This window comes from Pseudomonas sp. ICMP 10191 (assembly GCF_001467335.1).
Classification (GTDB): Bacteria; Pseudomonadota; Gammaproteobacteria; order Pseudomonadales; family Pseudomonadaceae; genus Aquipseudomonas; species Aquipseudomonas cerasi.
This window is the reverse complement of record NZ_LKGW01000108.1, coordinates 79,426-97,074: the sequence shown is the minus strand read 5'-3', so window position 1 is coordinate 97,074 and position 17,649 is coordinate 79,426. Positions and strand designations below refer to the sequence as shown.

Here is a 17,649-nt window from a genome sequence, read left to right as displayed (position 1 = left end):
GAGCTTGCTCGCGAAGGCTATATTCCTGACCCAGAAAATACATCGGCTGTACCGACCTCTTCGCGAGCAAGCTCGCTCCCACAAGGCACCGCAAACTCCTGTGGGAGCGAAGTTGTCCGCATAGAGGATCTGCCCTCCCCGATCATTCTCGACATCGGTCAGGACGATAAACGCCTGGTTGCGCGCCTGTCCGGCGATACCCATCTGCTCCTGGAAATCGGGGCGCCGGAGCTGGATCTGGTGCTGCGTCTGCGCGGCCATGCCTTGATGCTTGCGCTGGAGGCCAAGGCGCTGGCGGGGGTGATCGATCTGACGCCGGGCATTCGCTCACTGCAAGTCCATTACCGCCCCGAGCAACTGCCGCTTCGGCAACTGCTCGACATCGTCGCCGGAGAATGGGATGCCGTGTGCGCCGCGAAAGACCTGCAAGTGGCCTCGCGCATCGTCCATCTGCCACTGTCCTGGGATGACCCGGCCTGCCAACTGGCCATCGAAAAATACATGACCACCGTGCGCAAGGACGCCCCCTGGTGCCCGAGCAACCTGGAGTTCATCCGCCGCATCAATGATCTGCCCAACCTCGATGAAGTACAGCGCACGGTGTTCGACGCCAGTTATCTGGTCATGGGGCTGGGCGATGTCTACCTCGGCGCGCCGGTGGCCACGCCACTGGATCCGCGGCACCGGCTGGTCACTACCAAGTACAACCCGGCACGCACCTGGACCGCCGAGAATTCGGTGGGCATCGGCGGCGCCTACATGTGCGTGTACGGCATGGAAGGCCCCGGCGGTTATCAGTTCGTCGGCCGCACGCTGCAGATGTGGAATCGCTATCGCGACGTCGCCGCCTTCGAGGGCAAACCATGGCTGTTGCGCTTCTTCGATCAGATCCGTTTCTACCCGGTCAGCGCCGACGAACTGTTACGTATCCGCCGCGACTTCCCGCTGGGTCGCTTCGCCCTGAACATCGAACACAGCACCCTGAATCTGGCTGACTACCAGGCCTTTCTGAGCCGCGAAGCCGAAGGTATTACGGCATTCCGCGCCCAGCAAAACGCCGCCTTCAACGCCGAGCGCGAACGCTGGATCGCCAACGGGCAGGCCGATTTTGAGAGCGATGAAGGCGTGGCGTCGAACACTGAAGAACAGCCTCTGCAAAAAGGCCAGCAAGGCGTCGACAGCCACATCGCCGGCAATCTCTGGCAAGTCCAGGTGCAACCGGGCGACCGCGTGGAAGCGGGCGATGTGCTGGTGATTCTGGAGTCGATGAAAATGGAAATCCCCCTGCTCGCCCCGATCGCCGGCGTGGTGCAGGACGTCAGGGTGCAACCCGGCTCGGCAGTACGCGCAGGGCAACGGGTCGTGGTGCTGGCCGCCGACTGAATCGACCGACTTTTTTACTTTCGAGGGAATCCCGTCATGAACGACACAGCACTGCTCAATGACCTGCGCCTGGACACCGTCCGCGCGGCCTACCAGTCAGGCCGGATATCACCGCGCCAGCTGATCCTGGCGCTGCGCGAAAAGGCCGCACGGCTGAACAGCGATTATCACCTGTTCATCCACCTGCTCAGCGCAGCTGAACTCGAGCCTTACCTGGCCGCGCTGGACGATCGTGATCCCAGAGACCTGCCGCTGTTCGGCGTGCCCTTCGCGATCAAGGACAATATTGATCTGGCGGCCATTCCAACCACCGCGGCTTGCCCGGACTACGCCTACACACCCGAACACTCGGCAAGCGTCGTCACGCAACTGATCGCGCTGGGCGCAGTGCCCATGGGCAAGACCAATCTGGACCAGTTCGCCACAGGCTTGAACGGCAGCCGCTCACCCTACGGCGCTTGCCCCAACAGCGTGTTGAACGAGTACCCGTCCGGCGGTTCGAGCGCTGGCTCGTCGCTGGCCGTGGCACTGGGCGTCAGCAGTTTCTCGCTGGGCACCGATACGGCGGGCTCGGGCCGGGTGCCTGCGGCCCTGAACAACCTGGTGGGGATGAAAGCCAGCAAGGGGCTGATTTCCACGGCAGGCGTGGTGCCCGCATGCCGCACGCAGGATTGTGTCTCGACCTTCACCGCCACAGCACGGGAAGCCAGCGAGCTATTGGCGCTGATCGCCACATTTGATCCGCGCGACGAGTACAGTCGTCGCAACCCGCTGTGGAACGACGCCTCGGCTTTTGGCGCACCTCGCCCGTTTCGCTTCGGAGTACCCCGCGCCGAGGACCTGCAGTTCTTCGGCTGTACCGAAGGGCCGAGGCTGTTCAAGGCTGCCATCGACCACCTGACCGCGCTGGGTGGCGAAGCGGTCACGGTGGACCTGTCACCGTTTCTCGAAGCGGCGCGGTTGTTGTACGAGGGGCCGTGGGTGGCCGAACGCTACAGCGTCGCCGGGCAGTTAATGGAAGAACACCCTGACGCGGTATTGCCGGTGATCCGCGACGTGCTGGCCAAGGCTCCCCAGGTCAGTGGAGTCGATACGTTTCGCGCGCAATACCGCCTGCAAGCGCTCAAGGCAGCGTGCGATCGGGCACTTGAAGGGCTGGAGTGCGTGGTGACGCCAAGCATCGGCCGCCCGGTGACATTGGCAGAGCTGGCGGCCGAGCCGGTGTTGCGCAATTCGGAGCTGGGTTACTACACGAACTTCGTCAACCTGCTCGATTACGCCGCCGTCGCCGTGCCCAGCGCTTTCATGGGCAACGGTCTGCCGTGGGGCGTGACGTTGTTCGGACGGGCATTCACCGATCAGTACCTGCTCAGTCTGGCCGACGCCTTGCAGCGGCAAACCGCCCTGCCCTTGATTGGCGGCGAATCACCTCGGCTGACTGTGCCGCAGACCATTGCGCGCAACGATATGGCGCGGCTGGTGGTCTGCGGTGCCCATCTGGACGGGCTGGCCTTGAACTGGCAGCTCAGGCAACGCGGGGCACGCCTGCTGGAAACCACGCAAAGCTCGGCCGACTATCGGTTGTATGCGCTGGCCGGTGGTCCGCCCTTCCGGCCTGGCATGGTGCGGGTGGCCGAACACGGCGTAGCCATCGACGTGGAGGTCTGGGAGTTGCCAAGTATCGAGTTGGGGTCGTTTCTGACCGGCATTCCGGCACCGCTCGGGCTGGGCAAAGTGCAATTGGCCGACGGTCGCTGGGAGACCGGTTTCATCTGCGAAGCCTATGGTCTGGAGGGTGCCCGCGACATCCGCCCTCTCGGTGGCTGGCGCGCGCACGTGCAGCAACAGCATTAAGCATAAAGGCGGCATGCTCAGACGTGCCGCCTTGCTCTTTCAACGTGACGAGCAGTCGCACTACATAGTTATGACCTTCCACATCGCGCTTCCCGAAATAATGGGCATTCATTCATTTTGACCGCACGTCATGAATCCCATCTGGAGTCCGCTTCGTCAGGACACACTGTTTCACCCGTCCTCTTTGCTGCTGGAACAAACCAGCATTCTGCGCCCCGAGCACAGCAATAGCAGGCACGACACGTTGAACGCGTCGGCGCCGTTTATCCTGCCAGACGGCTTTTCAGCGCCCGAACCGACGCCGTTGCCTGCGATAGCCGAAGAAAGCGAGCCGGAAGATGCCGCGCCACACATCGAACGTCAACTCAGAGCCATGCGTAGCAGCGCAGGTTTCCGGCTGATTGCCGACTCGACATTGCTCCTGAAAGCCTGCCAACTGGACATGGACTTTCCACCGACCCGACAGGATTACGTTCGCCAGCACCTGACCACGCTGCTCAGGCAGCAGAGCGGCAAGGCACTCGACCCGGACGTACTGCAAATCACCTTCAGCGATGATGACCGACCTGCTGTGGACGACAATGGACACGAGCATTACAGCGTCAGCCTGTCGCTGACCGATGTAGCGCTGGCCAGCTTCGACCCTGCGCATTTCCAGGCGCTGTCTCGTAGCACCCTTGCCGACTTTTCACTGTGCGAAGACACGCCAGCGCTGACCACGGCGCGAATGTTCAAGCTGATCGGCGAGCTGCCGCTCAAACGCAATTACAACGCCGTACTGGAGGCGTTCAGAGCCCGCCATGAGGCTACCTGGCGCACCTTGTCGCGGCTGGCGTTCCTTGACAACCTGGCTCGGCAGCTCAACCACAGGCACATCAGCCGGGACGGTTATTGGCTGGCGCGGGACGCCATGGGACTTGACCGGTCTCCCGTCGACACCGACACGATCAGCATGAGCGGACGAGGTGAAAAATCCGAGGTCCGGGTCCTGACGCTGAATGGCAAACAGGTGCCGGGGATATTTCAGATCAGCTCGAAAACCACGTCGCACTGTTTCATTCACATTCTGGGTGCCAAGGGCAACGTCATCGAATACATCAGCGATGATCCACGCCAGATGAGCAAGCGGCTGTTGACGGCCATGAACGCCTCAGGGCTCTACGGCCAGGTATTTCTTTCGCTTGAGCAGCACGCCGGCATCGTTGTCGAGGCGCCACTGATCGAAGGCGACCTGTTCAGCGCACTGACCCAGGCTTCGTTCGCCGGGCTTCTTGCCGACAGCCACACGCGCAGCACGCTCGACCTGCTCAGGCCAGTCGCTCGCGGCCTGGCGCTGGCAGGTGCAGCCGACCTGTGGCAGACACAGCCGAGCATTTTGGAGCAGATCCCGGTTGCGTCGAAAATGGCCGGCCAGGTCATGGCGAACTATCTGCAGGAAAACCACGCGCTGACGCTCAACCCCGAGCAGGTGTTCATTGCTTATCAACCTGGCTATTCGAGCAACCCCTTAGGCAACCCCCGGTTGCCGCCTACGTATGTGCACACGCCCGACCCGAGGCCGATCAGCCTGAGCGAGGCGCTGATGAGCAATTATCGAGTCGATCATCCTGCTGGCTACAACGATCACGGCGGCGGTACCGTGGTCTTTTTCGACCCCACCGGACAGGGCGACAGTGAGCAGGGTCAGGTACTGGAGATCAGCCCGCAGGCGATCGAGGACTACATCAGAGCTTTCGACTTTCTGACCTGGATGACTCAGCGCATCCACGACTTCTGGGATCAGCAGAGAGCCCCATAGAACAGGCGTTCAGAACCACGTTCATCAGCCAGGCGCTGATCAGCCTGAAGCGCGGCAGCCTCACGCGCGGCACCTTCGATCTGCTCGTGGAAACCCTTGCGCCGGCTGCGCCCGATCAATGGCGGTCTCTCGGTTTTTTCGTTCAAGGCGCGTTGACCGACGGCATGCAGGAGCAATACACCGGCCTGCTGGTACTTGAGCAGCCGGGCTTGCCGAACGTGCTTTATCAGGCAGGACATGCCGATGCGTTCATCGAGTTTGCAGATGACACGACGCTGAAGCTGCATCTGAACCGGGCAGCAGCCAATCCAGAATGGCGTGAGACGGTCATGCGCTATGTTCCCCGCCGCCATCACCAGCGCCTGGACTACCTGCTCAAATTATGGGCCGGGACACACGTGCCCAACCCGCCCGTTTCCATCCTTCGCCCCTGGACCGATGCGCTTTACAACCCTGACACGCGCCAGGCCATGAGCCAGTCGTTGTGTGAAAAAAGGCTGGAAGACACGCCATTCGCTTTTCTGCACCAACTGCTCAAGCAGAACGCACTGGATGACGCAGAGGATCAGATCGTCACGTCGACGCAGGTAACACTGGCGGACTGGACCGACCGGCTTCAGCAATTACAGCGGCTGCTGGTGCCGATGTCATTGTTGCTGACACCTGCGCTTGTCGCCTCCCTGGCGACAGAGATTGGCATCACCTCGCTGGCTATTACCGCAACGCATCTGCCGGGCAGCCGTTACGCAGAGAAAAACCAGGCGCTGCTGGCCACGCTAACGCTGGGCTTGCTGCAACTGGCTCCGCACACGCCAAGAATGCTGCGCTCACTGAGCCGAATCGTAAAACCTGCCGTGAGCAGTTCCCAAACCGTAGCGATTACGCTCGACCGGGCGTTCGGCACACGACCGTTGCGCAGGCAGTTTGTCACACCGCGCCAGACCCGGCTGGAGAAGTTCTTTCACACCGACGCCCTGCTCAAACGCTGGACTGTCAGCACTGCCGTCTCGTCAAACCTGTTGCAGGTCCATGCCTGGAAGCTGGGTAGAAGGTTCCTTTTATGGACGTCGGACAGAGGTCAGGCGCGCACTCTGGTGGTCAGCAGCCACGGGTACTACACGCCGTGGTCCCGAACCGTGAAGATCCCCAATGGCACCGAGATTCGCACCTACGCGCCGCATGGCTACGAACTGGTGGACCCGAAACTGCATCGGGTCGTCAACAAGGATGCCCGGCCATTCGCACGTTCCAACACGGCAGTGCACAGCGTGATGCAGCCCACGCCGCTTGAACCCCTGCTTCTCACCAACAAGCTGATAGCAGGCACTTCGCTGCCCGGCAGACTGAAGAACTACAGCCTGTCCAAGTTTCAGACGGCGACCAGCGAGAGTTATGACGAGATCGCAAGCGTGGTGGGCAACTCGCGGGCGTCGCCCTTGCGCGGCTGGTTGCCGCCGACGCCGATGGATGTTCTGACAGTACGCAATCGCTTTGGCATGCCCCCACCATCGCTGGCCGACCTGTTCGAAAGCCTATCCATTCAAGGCATCCATTACGACAGAATATTGCTGGTGCACTGCCGGTGTGCGGCGATATCGGCGCTGATGAACCGTTCACCCGTCTATCATGCCCCGACAGCGAGCTCGGTGATTGCTAATATGGCCTGAACCAAACACCCCGATCATCCAGCACGGCGCTTACCTCCGACATGACAACGGCCTCCCCTGACACCGCGCTGTGCCCCTTGTGCGGCTTCAGCAACCAATGCAGCCTGGCCGATCCGCGTACCGTGGACCAGCCCTGCTGGTGCTTTTCGCAAAGCATCGACCCTGCATTGCTGGCAGCGCTGCCGGATAACCTTCGCGACAAGGCCTGTCTGTGCCCGCGCTGCGCCGGGATCGAAGATGCAGCGCCAGGTCCACAGGCACGCCGGGCCACAGAGTAAGATGCGCACCCCATACTCTGCTCGCTGTTATCGCCATGCGCCTTGATCGTTTCCTCAGCAACCTGCCACGCTTCAATCGTCAACAAGTGCGCCTGGCGCTGGCCAGCGGACGAGTGCAGGTAGACGGCCAGGCAACCCGCGACCCGCATCACGAAGTACGCGAATTCAGTTGTGTGGCGCTTGACGAAGAAATCCTCCAGGCAGGCAAAGCTGCCCGCTACTTCATGCTGCACAAGCCCGAAGGCTGTGTCAGCGCGACGAGCGATGCGCAGCATCCGACCGTGCTCGACTTGCTGGACGAGCCTGACAAGCACGAACTGCACATCGCCGGACGGCTTGACTTCAACACCACCGGCCTGATGCTGATAACCAACGATGGTCAATGGTCGCGACGACTGACTCAGCCACAGACCAAAATGCCCAAGGTGTATTACGTCGAGACCGAGCAACCGATCGACGAGCGCTACGCCGCGAAGTTTGCCGAAGGCCTGTATTTCGCATTCGAGAACATCACCACACAGCCGGCGCAATTGACCTTGTTGGGGCCGCGCAGTGCGCGCCTGAGCATTGTCGAAGGCCGCTATCATCAGGTGAAACGAATGTTCGGCCACTTCGACAACAAAGTGTTGCGCCTGCATCGGGAAAACATCGGCGCGCTGGCGCTGGACCACGACCAGCCCCCCGGCAGCTACCGCGCGCTTAACGTCGGGGAAATCGACCTGTTTTGAACGTCATGGCCGCCTGACAAACGCTGGTCGGATCGGCACAGGCTTTTGATCGACTATCGCCTGTCTGTCACGAAACTTGTGCAACGTCATAGGTACGCATACCTGTCTACGCCAGGAGTGACACCTATGTCGCCAGAAAAAGCAGTGCTCGACATACAAGGACAGTTTCGGGTTTATACCGAACTCTATCGCACCGATACCGCCGCCAAGACCATCATTCTGGTCAACGGCTCATTGGCCACCACCGCTTCATTTACCCAGACCGTCCGCAATCTCTACCCGACCTTCAACGTGGTGCTTTACGACCAGCCCTATTCAGGCAAATCCAAACCGCACAACCTGCATGGCGCGCCACTGACCCGGGAAGAAGAAGGCCAGTTGTTGCTGGAACTGATCGATCACTTCAACGCCGAGCACGTGCTGTCGTTCTCATGGGGCGGAGCGGCCACGCTGGTTGCCTTGGCGCATCGGCCAAAACGCATCGAAAGCGCGGTAAGCAGTTCGTTCTCCCCAGTGATCAACGAGAAGATGCATGACTACCTGTGTCACGGCATCACGCACCTGGGCGCGCATAGCCGTTATGACATGGGCCACTTGATCAACAACACCGTCGGCAAGCATCTGCCTGCGTTGTTCAAGCGCTTCAATTTCCGTCATATCAGCAGCCTGGATGCTCACGAGTATGACCAGATGCATTACCACTTCAGCCAGGTCCTGGAGCTCGACCCGGACAATTACCTGACCGCAGGCAAGAACATCACCGTCCCCGTGCTGTTCATCAACGGAGCCCTGGACGAATACACCTGCGCAAACGACGCCGCCCACTTCTCCAGATACCTGCGCGACTGCCGCTTCAGCACCATCGACGCTACCGGCCACTTCCTGGACATGGAACACAAGGCCGCCTGCCGTGACTCGAAACAGGTGCTGATGAATTTTCTGCAACCGGCACAGACGCCACGCAACGCCCATAACCGCGCTCAGGACTACCCGTCCCTGACCTTCTGAAAACCGCACACGAAGCCACCGTCAGCTGCGCAGCAGTATCATCTGGCGGTTGGTTTTCGGGGTGAGTATCAGGAGGCAAAGCGCTGCGCAGTGAAATTAGCGCTTCAAATCAGGGCAGGGTTCTGGTACAAAGTCAGCCGCTCAGAGCAGCTATCAGAGCGGGTATAGTTTAGTGGTAAAACGAAAGCTTCCCAAGCTTTAGTTGAGGGTTCGATTCCCTCTACCCGCTCCATTTCAGTCTTTCACAAAATCTGCTCTGCACTCCTGAAATTCCTCCCCCTTGCCGTTCAAAACTCCCCCTCTCCCCCTCTCCCCGCCTCCACTCTCAGATAGCAAAACCCAGAAACACGTCAATGCAACTCAAACATCGAAGTCATTGCAGTAGACCGGCACTGGCCTTCCCCACCCCCGCCTCTCCCGGCACCCGCGCCTTGGCTTCTTGCGCCGAAACCGGCACCACCAGGTACTGCAGATACTCGCGGAACGCCTGCAAGGCAGAAGCGTCCTGCGGGCGATAGTCGTCGCCGCTATCCTGTTGCCGATTCGCCACACAAGGCCTGCCGATCACGCTCATGCACTCGTTGTTTGCAGCCGCTGAAATCGGATCGAACAAGGCGAATGCCGTACCTGGCTGATCCGTATCGTTGAACAGTGGGTGGGCTACGTTCTCGAAGTCGTTCCCTTCAACCAGCAACTGTGAAGATGAGGTCCGCGACATGATTGCGCCTTGGTAGGTCATACGCTGAAAGACGTTGTTGACCAGTTGGGCACGAACCAGCGCATTGTTCATACCGCCTGAATGCGGTGCTCTGCCGGAGGTATCGTGTACGTAGTTTCTCGACAGCGTCAGCGTGTCCTGACTGCCGAGGAACAGCCATACCCAGTAATGATGGCCATCGCAGGTAGACGAGTAAGGCGTTCGGCCGTCGAACTCATTGCTGGAAATGGTGATGTGTGACGCAGAGCCCCAGCCCGTAACAATCATCTGTCTACCGATCCGCGCGAAGGTATTGTGATCGATCCAGACGCCATCAGCCTTGTTCAGGGTCAGCGCATCGCCGCCCCATACGACACGTGGATTGATATCCGAAAGCGTCAGGTTGCGAACGATCACGTTATGCGCGCCGTCGCCAATGAACAGCCCAGCGCCCTGAATGCCTGCCTTGTCGCCAAGCCCGATCAATGTCTTGTTCGAGCCGACTTTCAGTGGTTTCAGCCCCGCGTTATCGTAGGTCACCATAACGGGCGGCCTTGATTGGCAGAAGTTGTTCGCACCATTCAGTGCAAGCTGCTCACCCCCCTGCGGGCAAGGTTTCACGACGCAGCCAGGCTCAGTGGTTGTTGTATTGCCGTTGGCAATCACGCTCGTGCGGAAGTCGAACGTGCGGTCCAGTACAATCACTCGCGGTGTGTCATCGGTGCAGACCCCGTGTGAGTCATGAGACGAGCAGAGCGCTGATCGAAGTTCATCCAGCGTGGAGGGATGCACGGCAGCAGCGGAGCCTCCGTCGGTCACGCCCTTGGCAAAGCCATCAGGTATGTCTGCTGCGCGCAAGCATTGCGCTCCTGACAGGAGCAGAACCAGAGTGGCAGCGATCTTCAGATAGCCGCTTTGCAAAAGAGAACGCAGGGGCGTCATCGGTTGAGCTTCCCGTCATGCTCGCGGGAATCGCGAGGACAATCTGAATGCTAAACGGACTTCGGCCTGGCCTGCTCCGCTTCCATGGTGCTGGTCAGCCGCCGTTCAGGCACCCTCGCTCACGAAAACCTCTCGCTCCATCCTGACGCTGTCAATCCCGCGCCCATGCCCGTCGACATCGACCGAGACAACAGCAAAGCCCAGGTTCGAGTAGAACCCCTGAACATGCTGACTGGTATCGATAAAGGCTCGGGTGACGCCCGGTAAAGACCGCATGCGCTGCAGCCGGGCCTCGGTCAGAAATCGGCCAAGGCCGCTGCCGTGGCGATCGCTGATGACCATGCCCCAGGTCAGCTCTGCCACTTCCGGGTCTGATAACACCAGATAGCCACCACAGGCAACAACCTCGCCGTCACGCTCGGCGACAAAGTACTGGCCCAGCGGAGCCATCAGAAAACTGGCAAATTGCTTGCGCTCCACTGGATCAAAGTAGCGTGGGACGTTGGTGTCGAAGATATCCAGACAACGCTCACGATCTGCGAGGGTGTAGGGCCGAAGCATGTCCATTGCGAGCCTTTTTGCAGAAAGAATTAAAGTGCCTGGCGAAATATATCCTGAATCTGCTCAAGATCGGCAGGACGCGGATTGGTCAGGCCACAGGCATCTTTCAGGGCATTGGTGGCCAGCATCGGGAAGTCTTCTTCCTTGACGCCCAGCGTAGCAAGGCCTGCCGGGATTTCCACGGCAGCTGACAATGCACGAATGGCGTCGATGGCCGCCTGGGCGCCTTCTTCCGGAGAGAGCCCACGGATATTGCTGCCCATGGCGTGTGCAACGTCGGTCAGGCGTGCAGCGCTGACGCTGGGCGTTGAAGCGCTGCACATGTGGCAGCAGTACCGCGTTGCACACACCGTGAGGCAAATCATAAAAGCCGCCCAGCTGGTGCGCCATGGCATGCACGTAGCCCAGTGAGGCGTTATTGAACGCCATGCCGGCCAGGAACTGGGCATAGGCCATGTTCTCGCGAGCAGTGATGTTTGCCCCGTTGTTGAATGCGTCGCGCAAATTGTTGGCGATCAGCGCCATGGCCTGCAACGCGCAGGCATCAGTGATCGGGTTGGCAGCCGTGGAGACATAGGCTTCGATTGCGTGAGTCAAAGCATCCATACCGGTGGCGGCGGTCAGCGATTTGGGCATGGCGACCATCATGTCGGGGTCATTCACCGACAGCAGCGGCGTGACGTTGCGGTCGATGATCGCCATTTTTACGTGCCGGGCTTCGTCGGTGATGATGCAGAAGCGGGTCATTTCACTTGCGGTTCCGGCGGTGGTATTGATGGCAATCAGTGGCAACTGCGGTTTTGCCGAACGGTCGACGCCTTCATAGTCGCTGATATGCCCTCCATTGCTCGCGCACAGGGCAATGCCTTTTGCGCAGTCGTGGGGCGAGCCGCCGCCCAGCGAGATGACGAAATCGCACTGGCGCTCCTGCAACAAGGCAAGGCCGTTCTCGACATTGGCGATGGTCGGGTTGGGGCGGGCACCGTCGTACACGACCGAGTCGATGCCCTGCTCCACCAGCAGCCCGGCGACCTGACTGGCCACTCCTGCCTTGGCGAGGCCCACATCCGTGACGATCAGGGCCTTGCGAAATCCGTAGTTGCGTATGGCGAGCATGGCTTCATCAATGCAGCCAGTGCCGATGATGTTCACAGCGGGGATGAAAAAAGTGCTGATCATGACGGACCCTCGTGGGATGCCTGGAGATAGCTCAAGCATCCGCCTTGCGCGAGGTACAACCATTGACCTGGAGCAACGAAGCAGCCCACTGGCAGACCGTTGGTCGAAGACTCTTCGGTCTGCTGGCGCAGAGTGGCTGTTTCAGCCGATGAAACCGTCCGCCTCAAGGAGCGTTTCAAGGCACTGCTCGCTGATGCCATAGAACGTCTTGAGCTCCTGAATGCGTGCCAGCAACTGGGCCGGATCGACCGGCTCGGCACGCTTGACCGCGAGGATCATCTTGTTCTTGTTGGTGTGCTCCAGCGAGATGAACTCGAAGACTTTGGTTTCGTAACCGCATGCCTCCAGCAACAGCGCGCGCAGGCTGTCGGTGACCATCTCTGCCTGCTGTCCCATGTGCAGACCGTATTGCAGCATCGGTTTCAACAAGGCAGGACTCTGGATCTGCAGACGAATCTGTTTGTGGCAGCACGGCGAGCACATGATGATCGAGGCACCGGAACGAATGCCCATATGAATGGCGTAATCGGTCGCGATGTCACAGGCGTGCAGCGCGATCATCACATCCAGCGCGCTGGGCGCGACAGTACGCACATCACCGTGCTGGAACGTCAGGCCGGGATGTTCAAGGCCCGCCGCAGCGTTGTTGCACAAGGTAACCATGTCCTCACGTAACTCGACGCCGGTCACTTGCCCTTGCGCCTGCAAGGTATTGCACAGGTAATCGTGAATGGCGAAGGTCAGGTAGCCCTTGCCTGAGCCAAAGTCCGCGACCTTGATCGGCTGATCGAGCTTGAGTGGCGATGAGCTCAAGGCATGGGAAAACACTTCGATGAACTTGTTGATCTGCTTCCACTTGCGCGACATGGCCGGGATCAGCTCATGCTGGCGATTGGTCACACCCAAGTCGGTCAGGAACGGCCGGGTCAGTTCCAGGTAGCGCTTCTTCTCGCGGTCATGTCCGGCTGAAGGGGCCTGACGCTCCTGCTGCGCCTTGCTTTTGAACAGCGTGGTCTTGCCCTTCTTGCTGTATTCCAGCTGCACCTCGTCGGTCAGCGACAACAGGTGCGCGTTCTTGAACGATTCAGGGATCAGGCTGGCAATAACAGCTACTGCTTCAGCAAGCGAAAAATTCTTGGTGATGTCACGAGTCTTGTAGCGATACACGAAGCTCAGGCACGGTTGTTCCTTGACGGTCAGCGGCTTGATGATAACGCGCTGCAGATCGGCCTCGCTGCCCACGTATTTGGCCAGGACCAGCTTGATCAACGAGTTCTGCGACAGACTGGTCTCCAGCAGGCCAAGGAACTGCGCGCGATGATCAGTCGCAGCGATGGGTGACGTGGAGGTAATGACTGACATTGAAAATGTGCCTCAAGCGTCCCGTCCGGGACTCGAAAAATCAGACCGGCATTTTAGGCGCGTCAGCGCGTCATGGGCACCCCTATTTTTCAGGGACTACACACACTGTTCGCGCGGTCGTACACGCCCTGAAGAAACGCACATAAATGGTAAAGTAATCCTTGTCAAAAACGACGCGCCATTACTTGCACGGCATACAAACATCTTTATAGTCGCCTTGGCTGATTACAGACAATCAGAACACACTTCTAGAGTCCTTTGTTCTACTGGAATAACTCGCACAAGGAACGTGCATTATGTTGAGTCAAGCAGCCCTGTTGGAAAACGAAAACATCGCTCGGATTACCTTGAAACCCTTAGAGTATCTGAACGCTGTCTTTGATGATGAAAAAAGTGGTGGCCGAAGCGCCGGCCTTGTTCTAACCAAGGAAGACATTCTTAGCCTGAAGCGTTACGAACGACACGCTCTTAATATCCCCACGTCACTCGCTCGCGTCGAACAGCAATTGGGTTTTACCAAAAGTGGCATTCCCGGGCTTGAGCCTGAAGACATGCTGAAGACCTACAAGGCCATTAACAGTCACGGCAAAAGCTGGTCGGGGATCGAGAATGGCATCAAGCGCACCGGAACCAACATTGACCTGTTTGCCGCACAGTTCTCGGGGCAGGGTCAGCAGATCATCAACTACATTGAAAAGATGGATTTTGCCAGACAGCTGGATCTGACCGTTGCCGATTTATCCATTGAAGAGGTCCGCAACACGCCTCCGGTACCTCTGGGTGAAACTGATCAGAGGGTCTGTGTCACGCTGGCCGAATTTCTGAAGAACACCGCGTCACAAATAAAAAACCATCAGCACGCTGCGCAAACGCTGGCGCAACACATCGAAACGTTCAGCACCGTCCTGAGCGTCCAGCTCATTCCCGGCATCAATGACAAGGTAAAACTGGCAACGCGCTCGGACCTGGACCAGCAAATCAAGGAGCTGGAACAAGATATCGAACAGCTGACGAGAGAAATCGAGCAGAAAAACAAAGAGTATAAAAACACACTGAATAATATTGCCTGGGGTGTTTTCGGCGGCCCCATCGGGGTCGCTATAACCGGAGGTATTTTTGGCGCCAACGCGGAAAAAATCCGAAAGGAAAAAAATCGAATGGTAGCGTCCAAGAGCCAGAAAGTTCAAATACTCAAGGAAAAAATCCCCTTGGCAGCCGCCGTGCGCAGCCTGCAACTGCTGTTTGATGATATGTATATTCGCATGTTGGACGCTCATAAGGGCGCCACTCACCTGAAAGACCTCTGGGCCCTGTTGGCCGCCTACGTAGACAGTTCCGCAAACGAACTGGCGGCGATCAGAGACGATCAGGCACTGCTGATTTTCGCCATGCAGTTTCACGGCGTTGTCATGCCGTGGCTGGAAATAAAAGGCAAAACGACTGAGCTATTGAAGATATTTAATAGTGCGCTGGATCAGTTTAAACGCGAACAGCAACCCGTCATTGTAATAGGACGATAATCATGAGCACTGAAACCCTGGGTGAGCTGTTGATCCTCACCCCGCCTGACACTGAAGTCATGAAAACCGCCCGCCAGAATATTCTTGCGCACGTGACCGCGCTGAAGCTGGACTTTCTGCCGGTCATGAAAGAAAAAATGCGGCCGCTTCAGGACGCCTTGATAAGTGCAGACAAGGTCTATAGCCAGGCACTGGCCACTGTCACCGTACAGCTGAATAACGTATACCTGAAGTCGATCGATCAGAAACAACAACTGATTGAAGCCGACACAAGGCTCAGCGACAAACAGAAACAACAAGCGATCAGCCAGCTGAACGGGCAGCGCATTCGGCAGGTATCGAATCTCACCGCCGTGGTGCGCCGCAGCGCTCAAGCGATTGCCGGACACAGCGATGATATGGCGCAGATCAACCTGACGCTGGAAAATAATCGTTTGCTGGAAACACTCCAGCAACAGATCGACAGCATAACCCAGCGCTCAGCCACGCTGGAAAGCGCAATGGCTTTAATCGCTGCAGACCGACGCCTGCTTGATACAACGATCACGACATTTGAAAAATACAACCTTGCCGATGTGTTCAAGGAAATGCTGCCTACTCCGGAGGAGCTCAAGCTGGTCAACATGACATCGCCGGAACTTGAGTTGGTCAACGCCGGGATTGCCAGACTCGGAAAATTACTCGACAAGGTCAGCAGCGCCTTGAAATACCTTGACCTCATTGAAGAACGCGACCGACTGAGGTCGCGCTATAACGCTCTGCTCGACGATTCCCGCACGGCTGCCCGGGAAGCAAAGGCAATCAAAGAAAAACTCGACGAGTTGACAGCGCTCGCAGGCGTTGCGCAGAGCAAAGCGCTTTGGGTACAAGAGGCGAAAAAGGTTTATCAATCGCTCTACCATTTTCTGGATCAGATAACGTCGCCCGTTGATACTTCGACGCTGATCAGCCAGCAGGTCGAACAACTGCAGACTTACATAAAATCGTTTTACGACGTAAAGCGTATCGTCTGACCCGCACGGGTTTCAAGAAAGGCAGGTGTCGATAAACTCGACACCTGCCTTTTGGCCTTACCCCAGCACCACCAGCCGATTGGGCAGCTCATTCCTGCCGTGAGTCACAGGAACGTGATCGGCAAGCAACTCGCCACAGGCGTGAATACAACCCAGAAATCCCTGCAGAATCTGCCCGTCCCGAACCTGCTGAGTAAACACATCAACCATCGCCTTCCAGGTGTCGTCGTGCAGACGACTGGCGATGCCATGGTCGACCAGAATTTCGACATAACGCTCGGCCTCGCTGACAAACACCAGAATGCCGGTGCCGTCATGGGTCTTGTGCAGGTTCTGTTCGAGGAACTGCCGACGCGCGAGGTTGCCGGCACGCCAGCGTCTGACCGAGACCGGCACCAGCAAGGCGGATACTTTCGGGATGCGGCACGCCAGCGCCACGATAATAAACGTGCTCATCTGCGCCAGCATCAACTCGTCAGCGCTCAGCCATTGAAAGCAGTAATTGACCGTACCCGGCAGCAGCAGGCCGATCAGCCCGGCCCAGATCAGCGGCATGTAGGCGTAGTCGTCGGCACGTGAGGCCAGCACCGTGACCAGCTCGGCGTCAGTGCGCTGTTCGACGCGGTCGATCGCTTCGGCAACCTGCCGCTGCTCGTCTTTGTTCAGTAAAGCCATGGTTCCCTCATTCCCGAATCAATCAACTACCAGTTACCGGAAGCACCGCCACCGCCGAAACGTCCACCACTGCGATCAGCGGCTCTTTCACGTGAGGGGCGGGTGACGCCGCTCCTTCTGACGCTGATGATTACAATCCCCAGAACGATGAGGGTCAACACGATACCGATCAGCCAGACCTGGTCGTCATTGGTCTGCTCGTCATATTCGGACATCTGACCTGTCGGCTCGGGGTAATCGGGGATCTGCCCGCCCAGTGCCGCGATGATCGCACGTGTACCGCGCTCTATACCGACGGCAAACCGGTTGTCGTCAAACTCCGGAGTCATCAGCATGTCGATGATCAGAGAAGCCTGGGCGTCATTGAGACGATCCTTCAGCGCTCCACCGACCTCCATGAACACCTTGCGCTTGTCGCGATAGACCACCAGCAGAACACTGTCATCCTTGCCGTGCAGCCCCAGGCCCCAGGTGTCCCCGAGTCGAGCGCCGAACTCTTCGATGCTCGTGCCCTGCAGATCCGCGAGGGTCACCACCACCACACGCTCCCCGGTCGCCTTTTCGTGGGCGCTTAGAAGTCTCGCCAGACGAACCGTAGTCTGGCTGTCGAGCATTTGTGCGGCATCCACCACACTGCCGGTCATCGGCGGAAAAACCAGTGCTTCTGGCTCTGCCTCGGCACGCAATACCCCTCCCAACAGCATCACCACGTATAACATCCACTGTGAAACAGACTTCAAAATCCAGACCTCCGGTGTTTTTTTGAATCCATTGAAACGACACGCCTTAGCCAAAACACAAGTTCCCCGGCATAATCCACCGCCAACACCTGATGCGGTCACTATTTGATCGACAGGGTCTGTACAAAAATCAATCAAACCGCCATTTTCGTACACACCTTGGGGAGACTTCGTACAGTGAAGCGGATAGCAACTATCCTTGCATCCCGTGCGAACCATAACGCCAAAGGTCCATAACCCAAAA

The 17,649-nt window shown here is 58.4% G+C and carries 12 protein-coding genes, 1 tRNA gene and 2 pseudogenes; 9 read left to right on the top strand and 6 right to left on the bottom strand.

Going from position 1 to position 17,649, the window contains the following annotated elements:
* The 7 genes and pseudogenes from AO388_RS13335 to AO388_RS13305 all read left to right on the top strand — a co-directional run.
* Positions 1 to 1,383, top strand: a 1,383-nt coding sequence (locus AO388_RS13335) for a carboxyltransferase domain-containing protein (protein WP_153003986.1), incomplete at its 5' end; no start/stop codon positions are given.
* A 36-nt stretch (positions 1,384 to 1,419) separates the two neighbouring features.
* Positions 1,420 to 3,237: an allophanate hydrolase gene (gene atzF / locus AO388_RS13330; RefSeq protein WP_058416589.1), complete on the top strand. Its 1,818-nt coding sequence runs from the start codon at positions 1,420 to 1,422 to the stop codon at positions 3,235 to 3,237.
* A 130-nt stretch (positions 3,238 to 3,367) separates the two neighbouring features.
* Positions 3,368 to 6,702 (top strand): annotated as a pseudogene (locus AO388_RS13325) (dermonecrotic toxin domain-containing protein).
* Positions 6,703 to 6,743: 41 nt separating this feature from the next.
* Positions 6,744 to 6,980 (top strand): cysteine-rich CWC family protein, encoded by a 237-nt coding sequence (locus AO388_RS13320; RefSeq protein WP_003425245.1) that lies wholly within the window; start codon positions 6,744 to 6,746, stop codon positions 6,978 to 6,980.
* A 35-nt stretch (positions 6,981 to 7,015) separates the two neighbouring features.
* A complete protein-coding gene (locus tag AO388_RS13315) occupies positions 7,016 to 7,708 on the top strand; it encodes a pseudouridine synthase (RefSeq protein ID WP_058416588.1) in 693 nt (230 codons plus the stop codon).
* Between the two features lie 126 nt (positions 7,709 to 7,834).
* Entirely contained in the window at positions 7,835 to 8,716 is an 882-nt protein-coding gene (locus AO388_RS13310; protein ID WP_058416587.1) for an alpha/beta fold hydrolase, read from the top strand.
* Between the two features lie 158 nt (positions 8,717 to 8,874).
* A tRNA-Gly gene (locus AO388_RS13305) sits at positions 8,875 to 8,948 on the top strand.
* Between the two features lie 141 nt (positions 8,949 to 9,089).
* On the opposite strand, the gene AO388_RS13300 is transcribed toward AO388_RS13305, so the two are convergent.
* From AO388_RS13300 to AO388_RS13285, 4 genes and pseudogenes are all read right to left on the bottom strand, one after another.
* Entirely contained in the window at positions 9,090 to 10,355 is a 1,266-nt protein-coding gene (locus AO388_RS13300; RefSeq protein WP_058416586.1) for a pectate lyase family protein, read from the bottom strand.
* A 105-nt stretch (positions 10,356 to 10,460) separates the two neighbouring features.
* Positions 10,461 to 10,922, bottom strand: a complete 462-nt coding sequence (locus AO388_RS13295) for a GNAT family N-acetyltransferase (RefSeq protein WP_003431350.1) — start codon at positions 10,920 to 10,922, stop codon at positions 10,461 to 10,463.
* A 23-nt stretch (positions 10,923 to 10,945) separates the two neighbouring features.
* Positions 10,946 to 12,095, bottom strand: a pseudogene (gene yiaY / locus AO388_RS13290) (L-threonine dehydrogenase).
* Positions 12,096 to 12,236: 141 nt separating this feature from the next.
* Complete coding sequence (locus AO388_RS13285) at positions 12,237 to 13,457, bottom strand: class I SAM-dependent methyltransferase (protein ID WP_054082092.1); 1,221 nt, start codon at positions 13,455 to 13,457, stop codon at positions 12,237 to 12,239.
* Positions 13,458 to 13,753: 296 nt separating this feature from the next.
* Between AO388_RS13285 and AO388_RS13280 the strand changes: the two genes are divergently transcribed.
* Both AO388_RS13280 and AO388_RS13275 read left to right on the top strand, forming a co-directional pair.
* A complete protein-coding gene (locus AO388_RS13280) occupies positions 13,754 to 14,977 on the top strand; it encodes an alpha-xenorhabdolysin family binary toxin subunit A (RefSeq protein WP_058416585.1) in 1,224 nt (407 codons plus the stop codon).
* A complete protein-coding gene (locus AO388_RS13275; protein WP_042930194.1) occupies positions 14,974 to 15,990 on the top strand; it encodes an alpha-xenorhabdolysin family binary toxin subunit B in 1,017 nt (338 codons plus the stop codon). The genes AO388_RS13280 and AO388_RS13275 overlap by 4 nt, the downstream gene beginning before the upstream one ends.
* 57 nt (positions 15,991 to 16,047) lie before the next feature.
* On the opposite strand, the gene AO388_RS13270 is transcribed toward AO388_RS13275, so the two are convergent.
* Positions 16,048 to 16,665, bottom strand: coding sequence for a TPM domain-containing protein (locus AO388_RS13270; protein ID WP_003431360.1), 618 nt, complete (start codon positions 16,663 to 16,665; stop codon positions 16,048 to 16,050).
* Between the two features lie 26 nt (positions 16,666 to 16,691).
* A complete protein-coding gene (locus tag AO388_RS13265; protein ID WP_032609151.1) occupies positions 16,692 to 17,384 on the bottom strand; it encodes a TPM domain-containing protein in 693 nt (230 codons plus the stop codon).
* Positions 17,385 to 17,649 lie beyond the last annotated feature (265 nt).